This is a genomic window from Pseudarthrobacter chlorophenolicus A6 (assembly GCF_000022025.1).
Classification (GTDB): domain Bacteria; phylum Actinomycetota; class Actinomycetes; order Actinomycetales; family Micrococcaceae; genus Arthrobacter; species Arthrobacter chlorophenolicus.
Window position 1 is genome coordinate 1758505 of the sequence record NC_011886.1, and the last position, 17479, is coordinate 1775983.

Genomic DNA, 17479 nt, shown 5'->3' on the forward strand with positions numbered 1-17479 from the left:
ATGGTCAGCACGCCAACGCGCCGGCAACCAGCCGGGCGGCCAGGCCGTCCGACAGGCACAGGCTCCACCGCCACAAAGGCGAAGCGCCCGGCACCCGTGACGGTCCGGCTCAGGAATGGCTACCGCAGGTTCTGGTCAGCCCTTGAGGGCAACGGAACGTCCCGGAACGGCTCCACGTATTACCTCATCCTTGGTTCCACCCTGGCACTGACCGCAATCGGGATCATGATGGTCCTGTCGGCCTCCAGCGTTGAATCCATTGCCGCCGGAAAATCTCCCTACGGAGATGCCCTGAAACAGGGCATGTTCGCAGGCATCGGCATCTTCACCATGTTCGTCCTGTCACGGATCAACGTGGTGTGGCTCAAGCGTCTCGCCTGGCCCGCAATTATCGCCGCCATGGTCCTGCTGGCCCTGGTGCAGGTGGTGGGCGCGGAAGTCAACGGCAACAAAAACTGGATCGACCTCGGCGGCATCACCTTCCAGCCGTCCGAGGCGTCAAAGCTGGCCCTGGCACTCTGGATGGCCACCGTGCTGGCCATGAAGGGCAAGCTGCTGCGGCGCTGGCAGCACGTCTTCGTCCCGGCCATTCCGGTAGCGGTCATCGTCATCGGGCTGGTCCTGATCGGCAACGACCTCGGTACGGCCATGATCATCATGATGATTGCCGCTGCCGCCTTGTTCTTCGCCGGCGTGCCCCTTTATTTCTTCGGCATCGCCGGGCTGCTGGGGGCCGCCGGTGCGGCAGTCATGGCCATCACCAGCTCCAACCGCATGTGCCGCATCACGTCCTGGTGGACGGGCGAATCCTGTGCTGACGGCATCGACGCCAACTACCAGGCCACCAACGGCCTCTACGGGCTGGCGTCGGGCGGCTGGTTCGGCGTGGGGCTGGGGCAAAGCCGGCAGAAGTACAGCTGGATCCCCGAAGCCCACAACGACTTCATCTTCGCCATCATTGGCGAGGAACTGGGCCTGGTGGGCACCGTCGTCGTACTCATCCTTTTCGCTATCCTCGGCGCGGCCATCTACCGCGTGGTGGTGGCACAGGAAGACACCTTCCACCGCGTCCTGGCCGGCACCATCATGGTGTGGCTCCTGGGTCAGGCCACGGTGAACATGTCCGTGGTGACCGGCCTCATGCCCGTGATCGGCGTACCCCTTCCCTTCATCTCCTATGGCGGCTCCGCGCTGCTGATGTCCCTCTGCGCCATTGGCGTAGTGCTTTCCCTGGCCAGGGAACAGATGGCTCCGGCCATCCGGCCCAAACGGATGCTGAAATTCAAGGCCACAGGGCGGGAGAAAGCCCCCCGGAACAAGAAGTCTGCAAGAAAGCGTGCCTGATCCCACATGAATTCGAAGAGCCCTTCCATCGTCCTGGCCGGCGGCGGCACAGCAGGACATATCAGTCCGCTCCTTGCCATCGCCGCGGCCGTGAAGAACGCCTCGCCGGACGCCGCCATCCTCGCCGTCGGCACTCCGTCCGGGATGGAAACCCGCCTCGTCCCCGCAGCTGGGGTTGAACTGGCAACGATCGACCGGGTCCAGTTCCCCCGCAAACCGTCGGCCGACCTGTTGCGTCTTCCTGCCAGGCTCGCAGGAGCAGTCCGCCAGGCCGGAGATATCCTGGACCGCGCTGACGCCGACGTGCTGGTGGGTGTGGGCGGATACGTCTGCACGCCGATGTACCTCGCTGCCCGGAAACGCCGCATACCCATCGTGATCCACGAAGCGAACGCCCGGCCCGGGCTCGCCAACAGGGTGGGCGCCCGGATGACCTCACGGGTGGCCGTCGCATTCGAAGGGACGCCGCTGCGGCACGCCGTGCATGTCGGCATGCCCATGCGGACGGAAATCTCGGGCCTGGACCGGAACGCCGGGCGGACCGCCGCCCGGGAAGCACTCGGACTTGATCCGCAGCAGCCCACCCTCATCGTCACCGGCGGATCCTCCGGTGCCCAAAGCATCAACCGCACCATCGCCGCGTCCGTGGGTCAGCTGGCTGCCGCGGGGATCCAGACCCTGCACATCACCGGGCGCGGCAAGTCCGTCCTCGACGGAGCCGGCCAGCCGCTGGCGGCACCGGGCTACCGCCAGGTGGAGTACGTGGACGGCATGGAACTCGTCTACTCTGCGGCGGACGTCCTGCTGGCCCGCTCCGGAGCGGCGACCGTCTGCGAGGTGGCCGCCGTGGGCGTGCCCGCTGTGCTGGTTCCGTTGCCGATCGGGAACGGGGAACAGGCCCTGAATGCCGCGGGCCTGGTGGCCGCCGGCGGCGCCCTGCTGGTCCAGGACCGCGACTTTACCGACGAATGGCTGGCCAAGGAACTGGTCCCGCTGGTCACCGACAAGCCGCGCCTGGCCACGATGGAATCCAGCTCCTACCGGCTGGGCATACGTGACGCCGACCGGCAGATGGCGGCCCTCATCCTGGAAGCGGTGTCCGCATGAGCAACCACGACCTCTCCGGCAGCGAACCCCGGGGTTCCCTGGCGTCCCTGGGCCGGGTCCACTTCATCGGGGTGGGCGGAGTCGGCATGTCTGCCGTGGCCAGGATCATGGTGGCGCGCGGCGTCCCCGTCAGTGGATCCGATGCCAAGGACCTTCCCGTCATGCGCGACCTCGCTACCAAGGGCGCCAGGATCGCCGTCGCTTACGACGCCGGCAACCTGGGCGATGCCCAGACCGTCGTTGCGGGCTCGGCCATCAGGGCGGACAACCCCGAGCTGGCAGCGGCCCGGCAGGCGGGACTGCCCGTTCTCCACCGGTCGGAAGCGCTGGCGGCCACGATGGGGGAGGACACCGTGGTGACCATCGCGGGTACCCACGGCAAGTCCACCACCACGTCCATGGTCACGGTGCTGCTCCAGGGCGCCGGTTTGGACCCGTCCTTTGCCATCGGCGCCAACGTCCCGTCGCTGGGGGTTAACGCCGCACACGGCACATCGGGAATCTTTGTGGCGGAAGCGGACGAATCGGATGGTTCGTTCCTTAATTACCGGCCGCAGATCGCCGTCGTGACCAACGTCGAAGCCGACCACCTGGACCACTACGGCACAGCCGAAGCCGTGTATGAATCGTTCGACAGGTTCGCTGCCTTGCTGCCCGCCGACGGACTCCTTGTGGCCTGTGCTGACGACCCCGGCGCCCGGGCGCTGGCCGAGCGCACCCGCAACGCGGGCACCACCCGCGTCCTGCTGTACGGCACCGCCGGCGACGCCGACCTGACGCTTTACGACGACGGTCCCGGCAGCGTTGCGGTGTCCACCGCGGACGGTCGGTTCGACCTCGCGCTGCAGGTGCCCGGCCGGCACAACGCGCTGAACGCGGCGGCCGCGTTCGCCGTCGCGCTTGAACTTGGGGTTGCACCCGGCGCTGCCGCGTCAGCCCTGGGCTCCTTCTCCGGCGCATCCCGGCGGTTCGAACTGAAAGGCGAGGCCCGTGGGGTACGTGTGTTCGATGACTACGCCCACCATCCCACCGAGGTCCGCGCCGCGCTGACCGCCGCGCGCTCAGTTGCGGGGGAGCACAAGGTGCATGTGCTGTTCCAGCCGCACCTGTTCTCCCGCACCCGGGAATTTGCCCGCGAATTCGCCGACGCTTTGGACCTGGCGGATACCGCGCTGGTCCTGGACATCTATCCTGCCCGCGAGGACCCCATCCCCGGCGTCACCAGCAAGCTCATTGCCGACCATATGGCCGGCCGGGGCCACCTGGTGAGTGCAGGAGAGGCTGTTGCCGCCGTCGTGGACGCGGCCGCGGACGGGGACATCGTGCTGACCGCCGGCGCCGGCGATGTGACCGGATACGGTCCGCGGATCGTGGAGGCACTGCGTGGCTAGCACGCGCCGTCCCACGTACACCCCGACGGGCCGCAAAGGCCCGGCGGCCGGCGGGCGGAGCCAACCGGATGCCGCAGGCTCCCCGGATGCGGACGAGGTGATCTCAGCGTCGCGAAGCGTACCGGTTCAGGCACCAGGGAACCCCGCCGCCCGCACCAGCGGGACAGGAGGCAGGAAAGCGGCCGCAGCTGATTCCGGCCCCGCCGCCAACGTCGTCGCCTTCCCGGAACCGAGGGGAAAGCGGCGCAGGCGGAGGTTGCTTGTGGTCGTGTGCACCGTGTGTGCACTGGTGGCTGCCCTTTTGGCCGGTGCCGTGTACTCGCCCCTACTGGCGCTGCGCACCGTCTCCGTGTCCGGCACGTCACTGTTGACCCCTGCCCAGGTTCAGGCGGCGCTGGAACCCCTGCAGGGCAAGCCACTGCCGCAGATCGGCGACGACGACGTCAGCCGGCTCCTCGAGCCGCTGGTCCAGGTGAAGTCCGTGTCCGCTGAGGCCAGACCCCCCTCCGGGCTCGCCGTCACCGTGCACGAGCGGCTGCCCGTGGCCCTGGTCAAGCAGGGGGAGCAGTACCAGTTGGTGGACGTGGACGGTGTGCAGCTGGCAACCACCGCGGACCCGGCGTCCGTATCCCTGCCGCTGATCGACGGCGGAGCGGGTGCCATTGGACAGGACCTGTTCAAGGCCACGGCCGCTGTGCTGGGTGCCCTGCCCGCGGATGTCCTGGCGAAGTTGTCGAACGCCTCCGCCAAGTCCGTTGATGCGGTGGAGCTCAAGCTGGTGGACGGCCAGACCATCGTGTGGGGCAACGCCTCGGAGAAGGAACTCAAAGCCAAAGTCCTGGCCGCACTGCTGAAGGTTCCGGCTGACCCCAAGAACCCCGTGCGGGTCTACGACGTCAGTGTTCCGCGGCATCCGGTGACACGGTGAGCGGCTTTCTTCCCGGTATTAATCCGACACGCGGACCCGGTTATTGAATGTGGGAACCAGAGGAAATACCGTCACAGACATGAGTTACTTGACATAACTATAACCTTCAACTCGAAGGTTAAGGTTGCAGGCTTCAAGCTCACCATCAGTTTTCGCAATAAGACACGAACAAGGGACACGTAACGTGGCAGCTCCGCAGAATTACTTGGCCGTCATCAAAGTCGTCGGCATCGGCGGCGGTGGCGTGAACGCAGTCAACCGCATGATCGAGGTCGGCCTCCGAGGTGTTGAATTCATCGCCATCAACACCGACGCCCAGGCACTGCTGATGAGCGACGCCGACGTCAAGCTCGATGTAGGCCGGGAGCTGACCCGCGGCCTCGGAGCAGGCGCCAACCCGGAGGTTGGCAAGCAGGCTGCCGAGGACCACGCCGACGAAATCGAGGAAGTGCTGCGCGGAGCCGACATGGTCTTCGTGACCGCCGGCGAGGGCGGCGGAACGGGCACCGGCGGCGCGCCCGTCGTCGCCCGCATTGCGCGCTCCCTGGGCGCCCTGACCATTGGTGTGGTTACCCGTCCCTTCACGTTCGAAGGCCGCCGCCGCGCGGGCTCCGCTGAATCCGGCATCGACGCGCTGCGCGACGAAGTGGACACCCTGATCGTGATCCCCAACGATCGCCTCCTCTCCATCAGCGACCGCAACGTCTCGGTCCTTGACGCTTTCCGTTCGGCCGACCAAGTGCTGCTGTCCGGCGTCCAGGGCATCACCGACCTCATCACCACCCCGGGCCTGATCAACCTCGACTTCGCCGACGTCAAGTCGGTCATGCAGGGTGCGGGCTCCGCGCTCATGGGCATCGGCTCCGCCCGGGGTGAAGACCGTGCCGTCAAGGCCGCCGAGCTTGCCATCGCCTCCCCGCTGCTGGAGGCCTCGATCGACGGCGCCCACGGCGTGCTGCTGTCCATCCAGGGCGGCTCGGACCTCGGCCTGTTTGAAATCAACGAAGCCGCGCGCCTGGTCCAGGAAGTTGCCCACCCCGAAGCAAACATCATCTTCGGTGCCGTGATCGACGACGCCCTCGGCGACGAGGCCAGGGTCACCGTCATCGCGGCCGGCTTCGACGACGTCAAGGCCACCTCGCCGTCCATGGACCAGTCCCAGCCGCAGGCACAGGCTGCCCCGCAGCGGCCCGCAGCACCTGCGCCGTCGCAGGCGCCGTCTGCCGGCAACCACCAGGGCGGCAGCCACCAGCCCAACGTCCAGCCGGTCCACGCAGGCGTCGGTGCAGCCGGCCTGAGCAACTGGGGCCAGCAGCGCCCCACGGCCGTACCCGCAGATTCCGGTTTCGACGTGGACCTGCCGTCCGTAGTGGAGCCGGACCTTACCGGCAACCACCAGGACGACCTGGATGTCCCCGACTTCCTGAAGTAGGCAGCGGCTTGTTCCACTGGCGGGCCGGCATCCTTCCGGGGGTGTCGGCCGCTTTTACGAACAACGGAGCCGGGAACCTGGCGCTCCACGTCGGAGACGATCCCGAAGCGGTCCGGCAACGCCGGTCACGGCTTGAGCAGGAGATCGGCGTCGGTGCCGGCAGCCTCCGGTTCATGAACCAGGTCCACGGAACGGACGTGGTGCTGATGGATTCCGTCAGTCCCGCTCCCGAGGCGGATGCGATGGTATCCCGCGGCACTCCGCTGGCCGTTATGGTGGCGGACTGCATCCCCGTGATCCTGGCCGGCGCATCAGCCGACGGACCCGTTCTTGCGGTGGCCCACGCCGGCCGTCCCGGCGTTGCCCACGGAGTGATCCCCGCGGCCGTAGAGCGCATGGCCTCGCTGGGGGCAACGGATATCCGGGCCTGGCTTGGGCCCTCCATATGCGGGCGCTGCTACGAAGTTCCCGGCGCCATGCAGGAAGAAGTGGTTGCCGCAGTACCCGCCACCCGGAGCACAACCTCCTGGGGTACTCCCGGCCTCGACCTGCCGGCCGGTGCACGGAGCCAGCTGGAAAACGCCGGCGTGATGGTCGAATACAGTGGTCCCTGCACCCTGGAGACGCCGTCCCAGTATTCCTACCGCCGGGACCGTCACACCGGGCGCTTCGCGGGGCTGGTGTGGTGCCATGACTGACGCCGCAGCAGCCGCTGATCCCCGCTTCCATGAACTCGCCCAGCGGCTGGAGGCGGTACGGGAGCGTATCGCCAAGGCAGTCGCGTCGGCGGGTCGCGGGGGCCAACCGCCCAGGCTGATCGTGATCACCAAGTTCCACCCGGCAGATGACATCCGCCGCCTCGCCGCCCTGGGCGTGACGGACGTCGGCGAGAACAGGGACCAGGAGGCCGCTGCCAAAGCCGCCGAGCTGGCTGGGGCCGGCCTGGCGTGGCACTTTGTGGGCCAGCTGCAGACCAAAAAGGCCAAGTCCGTGGTGCGCTATGCAGCTGCCGTGCACTCGGTGGACCGGCCCCAACTCGTTGATGCGCTGGCCAAAGCGGTGCTCAACGAACAGGCCGCCACGGGGCGGGAGCCCCTGGACTGCTTCATCCAGGTCAGCCTCGAGGACGACGCCGGAGCGCACCGGGGCGGCGCGTTGCCCGCTGACGTTCCTGCCCTGGCCGATCGGATCGCCACTGCGGAAGGGCTGCGCCTGGCAGGTGTCATGGCGGTGGCCCCGCTTGGGGCCGCGCCCGAACCTGCTTTCGAAAAGCTCGCCAAGGTCTCGGAACTGCTGGTCCGGGACCACCCTGCGGCAACCGGCATTTCGGCGGGCATGAGCCAGGACCTGGAAGCAGCGATCAAATTTGGGGCGACACACCTGCGGATCGGTTCCGATATTCTCGGATCGCGTCCGGCCGTGGGGTAGCGTCGGGACTGTTGGAAGTGATGGGCGGGGGACTCCAGTGCTGTCAAGTCATTGGGCGGCCCGCTTACGGGACACGATTAGGAGTCGACCATGGCCGGCGCTCTGCGCAAGACAATGATCTATCTTGGGCTCGCCGACGGCGATGAGCATTACGAGTCCGAGCAATTGAACACACGTAAGGATGAGGACGAAACAATGGAAGCAGACCGCGAGGAACGCCGTGCACCTGCACCCGTCCGCGAGGTCAGCCGTGAAACGTCCTACACCCCCGAAGAGGAATACCGCGCCCCTGTGACCCCCATCAAGCGTGCGGCCTCCAGCCGCGAAGAGACTTCAGGCCTCCGCCAGATCACCACCATCCATCCCCGCTCCTACAACGATGCCAAGCTCATCGGTGAGAGTTTCCGGGACGGCATTCCGGTGATCATGAACGTCACGGACATGGGTGAGTCGGATGCCAAGCGGTTGGTGGACTTCTCTGCCGGGCTGGTGTTTGGCCTGCGCGGCAGCATCGAACGCGTCACCAACAAGGTGTTCCTCCTGTCGCCGTCCTACGTTGAGGTCATCGGCGACGACAAGAAGGCCAGCGACACCCAGGCCAGCTTCTTCAACCAAAGCTGACCCGCACACGTTGAATGGATGCCAGGCAGGGACACCTGTCTGGCATCTGTGCTGAAATAGACACAACACATCGGCGCCACCGCGGCATCGGCTTTTGAACATGGAGATATGAGTTACGGCATGGGAATTGTTTTCGGACTTGTCTATCTCGCGCTCCTGCTGTTTTTTGTTGCCCTGATCATCCGCCTGGTATTCGACTGGGTGCAGATGTTCGCCCGGGAATGGCGGCCGCGCGGCATAGCCCTGGTGGTCGCGCACGCTGTGTACTCCATCACGGACCCGCCCCTGAAAGTGCTTCGCCGGCTGATCCCGCCGCTGCGCCTGGGCGGCATCTCGCTGGACCTCGGATTCCTGATCCTCTTCATCGCGGTCAGCATTGCGATGGGAATCACCAGGAGCTTCGCCTGATTCACAGATTTACACCCATGCTGCGCAGGATGGTGCCACCGGGACCGGATAGTGTGAAGCAGGGAAACTCGAGTTTGACACTGCAGTGTTGAATTAGAGATAGCAGACCAAATTTAGGTACCGTAGTTTTGACGGCCGGAAGGCCTACTGACTAACCAGACCAGTGAGGTGACCAGATGGCTTTGACGCCAGAAGACGTTGTCAACAAGCGCTTTCAGCCGACCAAGTTCCGCGAGGGCTACGACCAGGACGAAGTAGATGACTTCCTGGACGAGATCGTCGTTGAACTTCGCCGCCTGAACCAGGAGAACGACGAGCTCCGCAAGAAGCTCGCCGAGGCTGGTTCCAGCGTTCCGGCAACCGCCGCTGCCGCCCCCGTGGTGGAGAAGGTTCCCGCGCCCGTCAAGGCTGACAAGGACGAAGCCCGCGAAAAGGCAGAGGCAGAGGCCAAGGCCGCCGAAGCGAAGAAGAAGGACGTCCAGCCGGCCGCTCCCGTCGCCGCAGCCCCTGCTGCCGCAGCGGCGTCCACCTCCACGCCCTCTGCTGAATCCGCTGCAGGCCTGCTGGCCATGGCGCAGCAGATGCACGACCGCCACGTTGCAGACGGCCAGTCGCAGAAGGACAAGATCATCGCCGAGGCGCAGATCGAAGCCAGCAGCCTCGTCAACGACGCCCAGGAAAAGTCACGCAAGATCCTCGGTGCACTCGAGCAGCAGCGCTCCGTCCTGGAACGCAAGGTGGAGCAGCTCCGCGGCTTCGAGCGCGACTACCGCTCACGCCTGAAGGCCTACATCGAAGGCCAGCTGCGCGACCTGGATGCCCGCGGCTCCGTGGCGACGCCGGAAGTCAGCGAAGCCAACTAGCACGTACAGCACGTATTCTGAAAGCCGGTGGCTGAGGATTCCTCGGCCACCGGCTTTTGGCATTGACCCGGTTTTACGAATGAAAGCACCATGACTGACGAACTTGCCGCCGGCGCTGCCCGCCCTGTCCCGCCGTCACCCCGCCCACGACGCGGGGTGCTGCTGTCCTTTTTCGCCGGATTCGCGGTATTTGCCTACGTCTTCGACCAGCTGACCAAGATTTGGGTGACGTCCTCCATGGTGGAGGGCGAACGCATCCCGGTCCTGCCACCGCTCCTGCACTGGTATTTCATCCGAAACTCCGGGGCAGCCTTCTCCATCGGCGAGAACGTCACGTGGGTGTTTTCCATCATCATGGCCGCTGTCGCCGTCGCCATCCTCTTCCAGGTGCGGAAACTGGGGTCTGTCTGGTGGGCCCTTGCGCTGGGCCTGCTGCTTGGCGGGGCGCTCGGCAACCTGACGGACCGGCTGTTCCGGGAACCCTCGTTCGGCATGGGCCATGTGGTGGACTTCATCCAGCTGCCCAACTTCGCCATCTTTAACATCGCCGATTCCGCCGTGGTCTCCGCCGTGGCCATCATCTGCATCCTGACCCTTCGCGGCATCTCCCTCGACGGAACCCGGGTGCATGGCGAGCAGAAGGGCACGGACGCCGATGCCTGAGCAGATTATCGTCACGGAGGAATACGGCGGCACCCGCGCGGATGCTGGCCTCGCAGCCATCATGGGCATTTCGCGCTCAGCTGCCGCCGCACTGATTGCGGAAGGGCACGTGATCAGCCGGGGTAAAGCACTTGGCAAGTCAGCGAAACTGGCGGCCGGCGACACGCTGGAGGTCACCATTCCGGAGCGGCGTGATCCGCTGGAAGTCGTGGAGGAAATTGTGGAAGGCCTGAAGATCCTGCTGGACGACGACGATTTCGTCGTCGTCGATAAACCGGTGGGGGTCGCCGCGCACCCTTCTCCCGGCTGGGTGGGGCCCACTGTGGTGGGTGGCCTGGCCGGCGCCGGCTACCGCATCTCCACGTCCGGTTCACCGGAACGGGCCGGAATTGTCCACCGGCTCGACGTCGGGACGTCTGGCGTGATGGTGGTGGCCAAATCCGAGAGGGCCTACACGGCCCTCAAGCGGGCGTTCAAGGAACGCACCGTGGACAAGGTCTACCACGCCGTGGTGCAGGGCCTGCCGGATCCGCTGACCGGAACCATCGATGCGCCCATCGGCCGCCACCCGGGGCACGACTGGCGGTTTGCCGTGACGGAAGAGGGCCGTCCATCCGTCACCCACTACGAAGTGCTGGAAGCCTTTGGCAAGGCGTCCCTCGTGGAAGTCCATCTCGAGACCGGCCGCACCCACCAGATCCGGGTCCATTTCTCCGCACTCCGCCACCCCTGCGCAGGCGACCTCACGTACGGCGCCGATCCGCGCCTGGCTGCAACCCTGGGGCTCACGCGGCAGTGGCTTCATGCCAGGGAACTTGGCTTCGACCACCCCGTGACGGGTGAGCGGGTGCGCGTGACCAGCGACTATCCCCAGGACCTGGCTTTCGCCCTCGACGTGCTGGCCTCGGGACAGGCCTGACCCGCGCCGTACTGGCAGTGCCGTAACCGGCCAGCGCATAGAATAGTGCGGTGACTTCCAGCAATGATTCGTTTGTCCACCTGCACACCCACACCGAATATTCCATGCTGGATGGAGCCGCCCGGCTGGGGGAACTGTTCGACGAAACCGAACGGCTGGGCATGCCTGCGCTGGCCACCACGGACCACGGCTACCTGTTCGGCGCCTTCGATTTCTGGCAGAAAGCGCAGGCCAAGGGCATCAAGCCCATCATCGGCGTCGAAGCCTATGTGACTCCCGGCACCGCCCGCGGGGATAAGACGCGCGTCCGCTGGGGTGAAGAGAACCAGCGCAAGGACGACATCTCCGGTGGTGGTTCGTACACCCACATGACACTGCTGAGCTACAACAACGTGGGGATGCGGAACCTCTTCCGCGCATCGTCCATCGCATCCCTGGATTCCGTCTTCGGAAAGTGGCCGCGGCTCGACCGGGAACTGCTCAACACGTACTCCGAGGGCCTCATCGCCACTACCGGCTGCCCCTCCGGCGAGGTCCAGACCCGGCTGCGCCTGGGCCAGTACCGCGAAGCTGTGGAAGCCGCGGCGGAGTTCCGGGACATTTTCGGTGCCGAGAACTACTTCTGCGAACTGATGGACCATGGCCTCGACATCGAGCGGCGCGTCACCGGTGACCTGCTGCGCCTGGCCAAGGAACTGAACCTGCCGCTGGTGGCCACAAACGACCTCCATTACACCCATGAGCATGACGCGAAGGCGCACGAGGCGCTGCTGGCCATCCAGTCCGGCTCGACCCTGCTGGAGCCCACCTACGACAACGGCGGCTCCCGGTTCGCGTTCTCCGGCAGCGGCTACTACCTGAAGTCCCCGCAGGAAATGCGCGAGCTCTTCCGCGACCACCCCGAAGCGTGCGACAACACCCTCCTGATCGCCGAGCGCTGCGAAGTCTCGTTCAACACCAACGCCAACTTCATGCCGCGGTTCCCCTGCCCGCCGGGCGAGGACGAAACCTCCTGGCTGGTCAAGGAAGTGGACAAGGGCCTGCAGTACCGGTACCCCAAGGGCATCCCGGATGAGGTCCGCAAGCAGGCGGACTACGAGCTGGGCGTCATCACCTCGATGGGCTTCCCCGGCTACTTCCTAGTGGTGGCGGACTTCATCAACTGGGCGAAGAACAACGGCATCCGCGTAGGCCCCGGCCGTGGCTCCGGTGCCGGTTCCATGGTGGCGTACGCCATGCGCATTACTGACCTCGATCCGCTGCGGCACGGCCTGATCTTCGAACGCTTCCTCAACCCGGACCGCGTTTCCATGCCCGACTTCGACGTCGACTTCGATGACCGGCGCCGCTCCGAAGTCATCGACTACGTGACGCGCAAGTACGGCGACGAGCGCGTGGCCATGATCGTGACCTACGGCACCATCAAGACCAAGCAGGCGCTCAAGGACTCCTCCCGCGTGCTGGGCTACCCGTTCAGCATGGGGGAGCAGCTCACCAAGGCCCTGCCCCCGGCTGTCATGGCCAAGGACATTCCGCTGGCAGACATCCAGAACCCGGAATCCAAGCGGTACAGCGAAGCAGGGGACTTCCGGCAGCTTGTCAGCACGGATCCGGAGGCCGCCAAGGTCTTCGAGACGGCCCTGGGCATCGAGGGCCTGAAACGCCAATGGGGTGTGCACGCCGCCGGCGTCATCATGTCCTCGGACCCGATCATCGACGTCATCCCCATCATGCGCCGCTTCCAGGACGGCCAGGTGATCACCCAGTTCGACTACCCCACGTCCGAGGGCCTGGGCCTGATCAAGATGGACTTCCTGGGCCTGCGGAACCTGACGATCATTTCCGACGCCCTTGAGAACATCAAGATGAACCGCGGCATCGACCTGGACCTCGAAAACCTGGAGCTCGACGACGCGCCGTCCTACGAGCTCCTGGCCCGGGGCGACACCCTGGGCGTTTTCCAGCTCGACGGCGGACCCATGCGGTCCCTGCTCAAGCTGATGAAGCCTGACAACTTCGAAGACATTTCCGCGGTCCTTGCGCTCTACCGTCCGGGTCCCATGGGTGCGAATGCGCACACCGATTACGCGCTCCGCAAGAACGGCATCCAGGAAGTCATCCCCATCCACCCGGAACTGGAGGAACCCCTCAAGGAGATCCTCGGTGGCACCTACGGCCTGATCGTCTACCAGGAGCAGGTCATGGCCGTGGCGCAGAAGCTGGCCGGCTACTCGCTGGGCCAGGCAGATATCCTCCGCCGTGCCATGGGCAAGAAGAAGAAATCGGAACTGGACAAGCAGTTTGCCGGGTTCTCCCAAGGCATGCAGGACAACGGCTACTCCATGGCGGCCGTGAAGACCCTCTGGGACATCCTGCTCCCGTTCTCCGACTACGCGTTCAACAAGGCCCACTCGGCCGCCTACGGTGTCATTTCGTACTGGACCGCCTACCTGAAGGCGCACTACGCACCCGAGTACATGGCTGCGCTGCTTACGTCGGTGGGCGACGACAAGGACAAGTCGGCCATCTACCTCAACGAGTGCCGTCGCATGGGCATCACCGTGCTGCCCCCGGATGTCAACGAATCGGCCCTGAACTTCACCCCTGTGGGCACGGACATCCGCTTCGGCATGGGCGCCATCCGCAACGTCGGCGTCAACGCGGTGGAGGCCATGGTTGCCGCGCGCGAAAGCGAGGGCGCCTTCACCTCTTTCAAGGATTACCTGATGAAGGTACCGGCGGTGGTCTGCAACAAGCGCACCATCGAGTCGCTGATCAAGTCCGGCGCTTTCGACTCCCTGGGCCACCACCGCCGCGCGCTGGCGATGATCCACGAAGAAGCCATCGACTCCGTTATCACGCTGAAGCGCAACGAGGCGATCGGCCAGTTCGACCTCTTCGCGGGCTTCGAGGAGGCCGAGTCCGAAGCGTCGTTGAGCATCGAGATCCCGGACCTGCCCGAGTGGGAGAAGAAGGACAAACTCTCGTTCGAGCGCGACATGCTGGGTCTTTACGTCTCGGACCACCCGCTCCAGGGCCTGGAAGGGGTGCTGAGCCAGCACGCGGAAATGAGCATCACCACCATCCTGGGTGAAGACGGGCCGCAGGACGGCGCCATCCTCACCATCGCGGGCATGATCACCTCACTCAGCCGCAGGATTGCCAAGGCCAGCGGCAACGCCTACGCACGCGCTGAGGTGGAGGACCTGGGCGGTTCCATCGAGGTCATGTTCTTCGGCCAGGTCTACGGACCCATCGCCTCCGTGCTCGCCGAAGACCTGATCGTGGTGGTGAAGGGCCGCCTCCAGAAACGCGACGATGGCGCCATCACCCTGAACTGTATGGAACTGTCCGTCCCGGACCTCAGCGAAGGCCTGAACGGGCCGCTGGTCATCACCATGCAGACGCACAAGGCCACCGAGGCCGTGGTGACCGAACTCGGCGATGTGCTCCGTACCCACCGCGGAAATTCCGAGGTGCGGCTGCACCTCCAGGGCGACACCCGCACCGAGGTCATGGGCCTGCCAGTGCACCTGCGGGTCAACCCGAGCCCCTCGCTGTTCGGCGACCTGAAAGTTCTCCTGGGCCCGGCCTGCCTGGACGCCTAGGAGTTCTTCGCCAAGGAAAGCACGACGGCGGAAGCCGCCTTCCGCCGTCGTCCGCCCTTCTGCGGGAGGTTCGTTTGCCGGGGCTAGATTTCGTAGTCGAGGGGGACAGGCTGGCCGTAACCGCCTGAGTGGTACAGCAGGGGCGTGCCTTCGCCGCCCACCTGGCCGTCAACCACCTGGACCACCACCACGGCGTTGTTTTCGAAGGACAGGCGCATCTGCACTTCGCCGATCAGCCAGCCCGCAACGTCCTTCAGCACGGGTACCCCGTGCGGCCCCGTTGCCCAGTGGTCGCCCTCGAACCGGTTTCCGGCGGCCGAGAACCGTGCGGCCAACTGCTGGTTTTCAAGTCCCAGCATGTGCACTCCGATGTGGGTGGTGTTGGCCACCGCCGGCCAGGAGCGCGAACTGCGGGCCATGTTGAAGGTGAAACGTGGCGGCTGGGCGGAAAGCGAAGCCACTGACGTTGCAGTGAAACCGTAGGGCTCGTCCTGGTAGTTGACCGTGATGATGGCCACCCCGGCGGCGTGGCGCCGGAACATTTCCCTGAACGTCCGTTCGAACGGCGCGCTGTTGTCGGTCACCCGGTACTCCTGAAGGCTGGATGGGCAGTTGCTTGTTTCCCTAACCCTATTGTCCGCCTTCCACAGGACAGCAACATTCCGACACAGGCGGAAGGGCAACATCCCGCGGCCGGCCAGCGGCCAGCCGATGGGAACATTTGTTAAGATTTGTGGCATGACACTTACACCCCGCACGGACCGGCCGCGCCTGCCGTGGGCCCTCTTTGCCGTTCCTGCGGTTGCCGGCATTCCTGCCGGAGTCCTGTGGTGGCTGCTCGCACCGGGCGGCCTCAACCTGATCACCCGGGACCCTGCGTTGGCTACCGGCTCCAACCCCTCCGCCTGGCTGCCGCGGGATCTCACGCTCGCCGGCCTGATGGTCCTTGCCGGCTGCCTCCTTGCAGTATTCCTGGCTGACCGCCGTCGCCCCCGGCCCGAGGCGTCGCTGGTGCTGGGCCTGGCCGGAGCGTTGATTGGCAGCCTCCTGGCCTGGCAGACAGGTATGGTGGCCGGACGGCTATGGGGCACCCCGGTGGACACCGCCGTGAACGCAAGCCTGGCGTTCTCCCTCCGCGCACTGCCGGTGCTGCTCCTGTGGCCGGCAGCCACTGCCATTTCCGTTTTTGCCCTGGAGCTCTTCGACCAGCTGGGCCGGAAGCCCCGCGCCGGGAACCCGCTGGAGGACGCAGCTGGCAGCAGCGGCCGCGGCGCCCCGTAAAATGGTCCGGTGACCATTTCATCGGAGCTTCCCGCCACCCCTGCCACTGCCGTGAACTTCCGGACGGTGGACGTCCGGGGCCGAAACCTGACCCTCGCCGGGCTCCGAGCGGCAGTGCCGCGTGCGCAGGGACAGACGGTGGCCAACGCCGAAGAGAAGGTCCTCGACATCATCGGCGCCGTCCGCGCGCGGGGGTTCGAGGCTCTGGCTGAACTGGCGCTCCGTTTCGACGGGGTGGAGCAGTCCCACCCCCGAGTCCCCGCGGAAGCCATGGACTCGGCCTTGGAGAAACTGGACCCCGCCGTCCGGAAGGCACTCGAGGAATCCATCCGGCGTGCCCGCATCTTTGCTGATGGCCAGCGTCCCCGCAATGTCGACGTCGAACTCGGCGATGGCGCCCTGGTCAGCCAGAACTGGGTTCCGGTGGCACGCGTAGGCCTCTACGTGCCCGGCGGCCTGGCCGTCTACCCGTCGTCGGTCATCATGAACGTGGTGCCGGCACTGGCCGCCGGCGTGGAGTCCATCGCCCTGGCGTCGCCGCCGCAGAAGGAGTTCGGCGGGCTGCCGCACCCCACCATCCTTGCTGCGGCCGCCCTGCTGGGAATTACTGAGGTGTACGCCATCGGCGGCGCGCAGGCGATCGCAGCCTTCGCCTACGGCGTTGACGCGACCGAAGCCGGCCCGGCACTGGAGCCCGTTGACGTTGTGACGGGGCCGGGCAACATCTTCGTCGCCACCGCCAAGCGCCTGGTGAAGGGTGTGGTGGGCATCGATTCCGAGGCAGGTACCACCGAGATCGCCATCCTCGCTGACGCCACCGCGCAGCCCGCCCTGGTTGCGGCAGACCTGATCAGCCAGGCAGAACACGATCCGCAGGCGGCGTCAGTCCTGATCACTGATTCGGAGGACCTCGCCGCTGCCGTGCGCGCGGAGCTGGACGTGCAGGCTGCAGCCACAAAGCATTCCGGCCGGGTCCGTGAGGCCCTTTCCGGACCGCAGTCCGGCGTGGTGCTGGTGGACGGCCTGGAACAGGGCATCGCCGCCTGCGATGCCTATGCCGCCGAGCACCTGGAGATCATGACCAGGGACGCCTCGGCCGTAGCGGCGAGGATCAGGAACGCCGGGGCGATCTTCGTGGGGGACTACAGCCCCGTCAGCCTGGGCGACTACTGCGCCGGCTCCAACCACGTGCTGCCCACCAGCGGAACCGCAGCCTTCTCCTCCGGCCTGAATGTCACCACGTTCCTGCGCGCCATCCAGGTGGTGAACTACAGCAGGGACGCCCTGGCCGAGGTCAGCAGCCACATCGTGAACCTGTCCCGCGCAGAAGACCTCCCCGCACACGGTGACGCCGTGACGGTACGTTTCCCGGGTGCCGCAAGCTAACCCCGAAGAGGTCCGGGGATACTACATGTAGTTGACCCTCCCACTACATGTGGTAATGACACGCTTGTTATTCACGTACCGGCCGCCGTAAACTGGAGGC

Annotated in this window: 16 protein-coding genes; 15 read left to right on the top strand and 1 reads right to left on the bottom strand. The window is 65.8% G+C overall.

Annotated features, from left to right (window positions below; genetic code table 11):
- From ftsW to dnaE, 13 genes are all read left to right on the top strand, one after another.
- Entirely contained in the window at nt 1–1344 is a 1344-nt protein-coding gene (gene ftsW, locus ACHL_RS07920) for a putative lipid II flippase FtsW (RefSeq protein ID WP_015936778.1), read from the top strand.
- 6 nt (nt 1345–1350) lie between these two features.
- Nucleotides 1351–2451, top strand: a complete 1101-nt coding sequence (gene murG, locus ACHL_RS07925) for an undecaprenyldiphospho-muramoylpentapeptide beta-N-acetylglucosaminyltransferase (RefSeq protein ID WP_015936779.1) — start codon at nt 1351–1353, stop codon at nt 2449–2451.
- Nucleotides 2448–3842, top strand: coding sequence for a UDP-N-acetylmuramate--L-alanine ligase (murC, locus tag ACHL_RS07930; protein WP_015936780.1), 1395 nt, complete (start codon nt 2448–2450; stop codon nt 3840–3842). The genes murG and murC overlap by 4 nt, the downstream gene beginning before the upstream one ends.
- Nucleotides 3835–4770 (top strand): cell division protein FtsQ/DivIB, encoded by a 936-nt coding sequence (locus ACHL_RS07935; RefSeq protein WP_015936781.1) that lies wholly within the window; start codon nt 3835–3837, stop codon nt 4768–4770. Before murC ends, ACHL_RS07935 begins: the two co-directional genes overlap by 8 nt.
- A 184-nt stretch (nt 4771–4954) precedes the next feature.
- Nucleotides 4955–6202, top strand: coding sequence for a cell division protein FtsZ (gene ftsZ / locus ACHL_RS07940; RefSeq protein ID WP_015936782.1), 1248 nt, complete (start codon nt 4955–4957; stop codon nt 6200–6202).
- Nucleotides 6203–6210: 8 nt separating this feature from the next.
- Entirely contained in the window at nt 6211–6900 is a 690-nt protein-coding gene (locus ACHL_RS07945; protein ID WP_015936783.1) for a polyphenol oxidase family protein, read from the top strand.
- Entirely contained in the window at nt 6893–7630 is a 738-nt protein-coding gene (locus tag ACHL_RS07950; RefSeq protein WP_015936784.1) for a YggS family pyridoxal phosphate-dependent enzyme, read from the top strand. The genes ACHL_RS07945 and ACHL_RS07950 overlap by 8 nt, the downstream gene beginning before the upstream one ends.
- Before the next feature lie 90 nt (nt 7631–7720).
- A complete protein-coding gene (locus ACHL_RS07955) occupies nt 7721–8251 on the top strand; it encodes a cell division protein SepF (RefSeq protein WP_015936785.1) in 531 nt (176 codons plus the stop codon).
- Between the two features lie 120 nt (nt 8252–8371).
- Complete coding sequence (locus ACHL_RS07960) at nt 8372–8659, top strand: YggT family protein (protein ID WP_015936786.1); 288 nt, start codon at nt 8372–8374, stop codon at nt 8657–8659.
- A gap of 176 nt (nt 8660–8835) precedes the next feature.
- A complete protein-coding gene (locus ACHL_RS07965; protein ID WP_015936787.1) occupies nt 8836–9522 on the top strand; it encodes a DivIVA domain-containing protein in 687 nt (228 codons plus the stop codon).
- Between the two features lie 90 nt (nt 9523–9612).
- Nucleotides 9613–10185 (top strand): signal peptidase II, encoded by a 573-nt coding sequence (gene lspA, locus ACHL_RS07970; RefSeq protein ID WP_015936788.1) that lies wholly within the window; start codon nt 9613–9615, stop codon nt 10183–10185.
- Nucleotides 10178–11104 carry an RluA family pseudouridine synthase gene (locus ACHL_RS07975; protein WP_015936789.1) on the top strand — a complete coding sequence of 309 codons (927 nt, stop codon included), beginning with the start codon at nt 10178–10180 and terminating at the stop codon, nt 11102–11104. Before lspA ends, ACHL_RS07975 begins: the two co-directional genes overlap by 8 nt.
- 50 nt (nt 11105–11154) lie before the next feature.
- A complete protein-coding gene (dnaE, locus tag ACHL_RS07980; protein ID WP_015936790.1) occupies nt 11155–14712 on the top strand; it encodes a DNA polymerase III subunit alpha in 3558 nt (1185 codons plus the stop codon).
- 83 nt (nt 14713–14795) lie between these two features.
- On the opposite strand, the gene ACHL_RS07985 is transcribed toward dnaE, so the two are convergent.
- On the bottom strand, nt 14796–15296 hold the full coding sequence (locus ACHL_RS07985) for a flavin reductase family protein (protein WP_015936791.1): 501 nt from the start codon (nt 15294–15296) through the stop codon (nt 14796–14798).
- 154 nt (nt 15297–15450) lie between these two features.
- Here ACHL_RS07985 and ACHL_RS07990 point away from each other — a divergent pair, with 154 nt between their 5' ends.
- Both ACHL_RS07990 and hisD read left to right on the top strand, forming a co-directional pair.
- Nucleotides 15451–15993 (top strand): hypothetical protein, encoded by a 543-nt coding sequence (locus ACHL_RS07990; RefSeq protein ID WP_015936792.1) that lies wholly within the window; start codon nt 15451–15453, stop codon nt 15991–15993.
- 9 nt (nt 15994–16002) lie between these two features.
- A complete protein-coding gene (hisD, locus tag ACHL_RS07995; RefSeq protein ID WP_015936793.1) occupies nt 16003–17379 on the top strand; it encodes a histidinol dehydrogenase in 1377 nt (458 codons plus the stop codon).
- Nucleotides 17380–17479 lie beyond the last annotated feature (100 nt).

Excerpts from the sequence above, each read along its gene's own strand:
- ftsW (WP_015936778.1), top strand. The coding sequence starts at position 1 with ATGGTCAGCACGCCAACGCGCCGGCAACCAGCCGGGCGGCCAGGCCGT.
- murG (WP_015936779.1), top strand. The coding sequence starts at position 1,351 with ATGAATTCGAAGAGCCCTTCCATCGTCCTGGCCGGCGGCGGCACAGCA.
- murC (WP_015936780.1), top strand. The coding sequence starts at position 2,448 with ATGAGCAACCACGACCTCTCCGGCAGCGAACCCCGGGGTTCCCTGGCG.
- ACHL_RS07950 (WP_015936784.1), top strand. The coding sequence starts at position 6,893 with ATGACTGACGCCGCAGCAGCCGCTGATCCCCGCTTCCATGAACTCGCC.
- ACHL_RS07955 (WP_015936785.1), top strand. The coding sequence starts at position 7,721 with ATGGCCGGCGCTCTGCGCAAGACAATGATCTATCTTGGGCTCGCCGAC.
- ACHL_RS07960 (WP_015936786.1), top strand. The coding sequence starts at position 8,372 with ATGGGAATTGTTTTCGGACTTGTCTATCTCGCGCTCCTGCTGTTTTTT.
- ACHL_RS07965 (WP_015936787.1), top strand. The coding sequence starts at position 8,836 with ATGGCTTTGACGCCAGAAGACGTTGTCAACAAGCGCTTTCAGCCGACC.
- lspA (WP_015936788.1), top strand. The coding sequence starts at position 9,613 with ATGACTGACGAACTTGCCGCCGGCGCTGCCCGCCCTGTCCCGCCGTCA.
- ACHL_RS07975 (WP_015936789.1), top strand. The coding sequence starts at position 10,178 with ATGCCTGAGCAGATTATCGTCACGGAGGAATACGGCGGCACCCGCGCG.
- ACHL_RS07990 (WP_015936792.1), top strand. The coding sequence starts at position 15,451 with ATGACACTTACACCCCGCACGGACCGGCCGCGCCTGCCGTGGGCCCTC.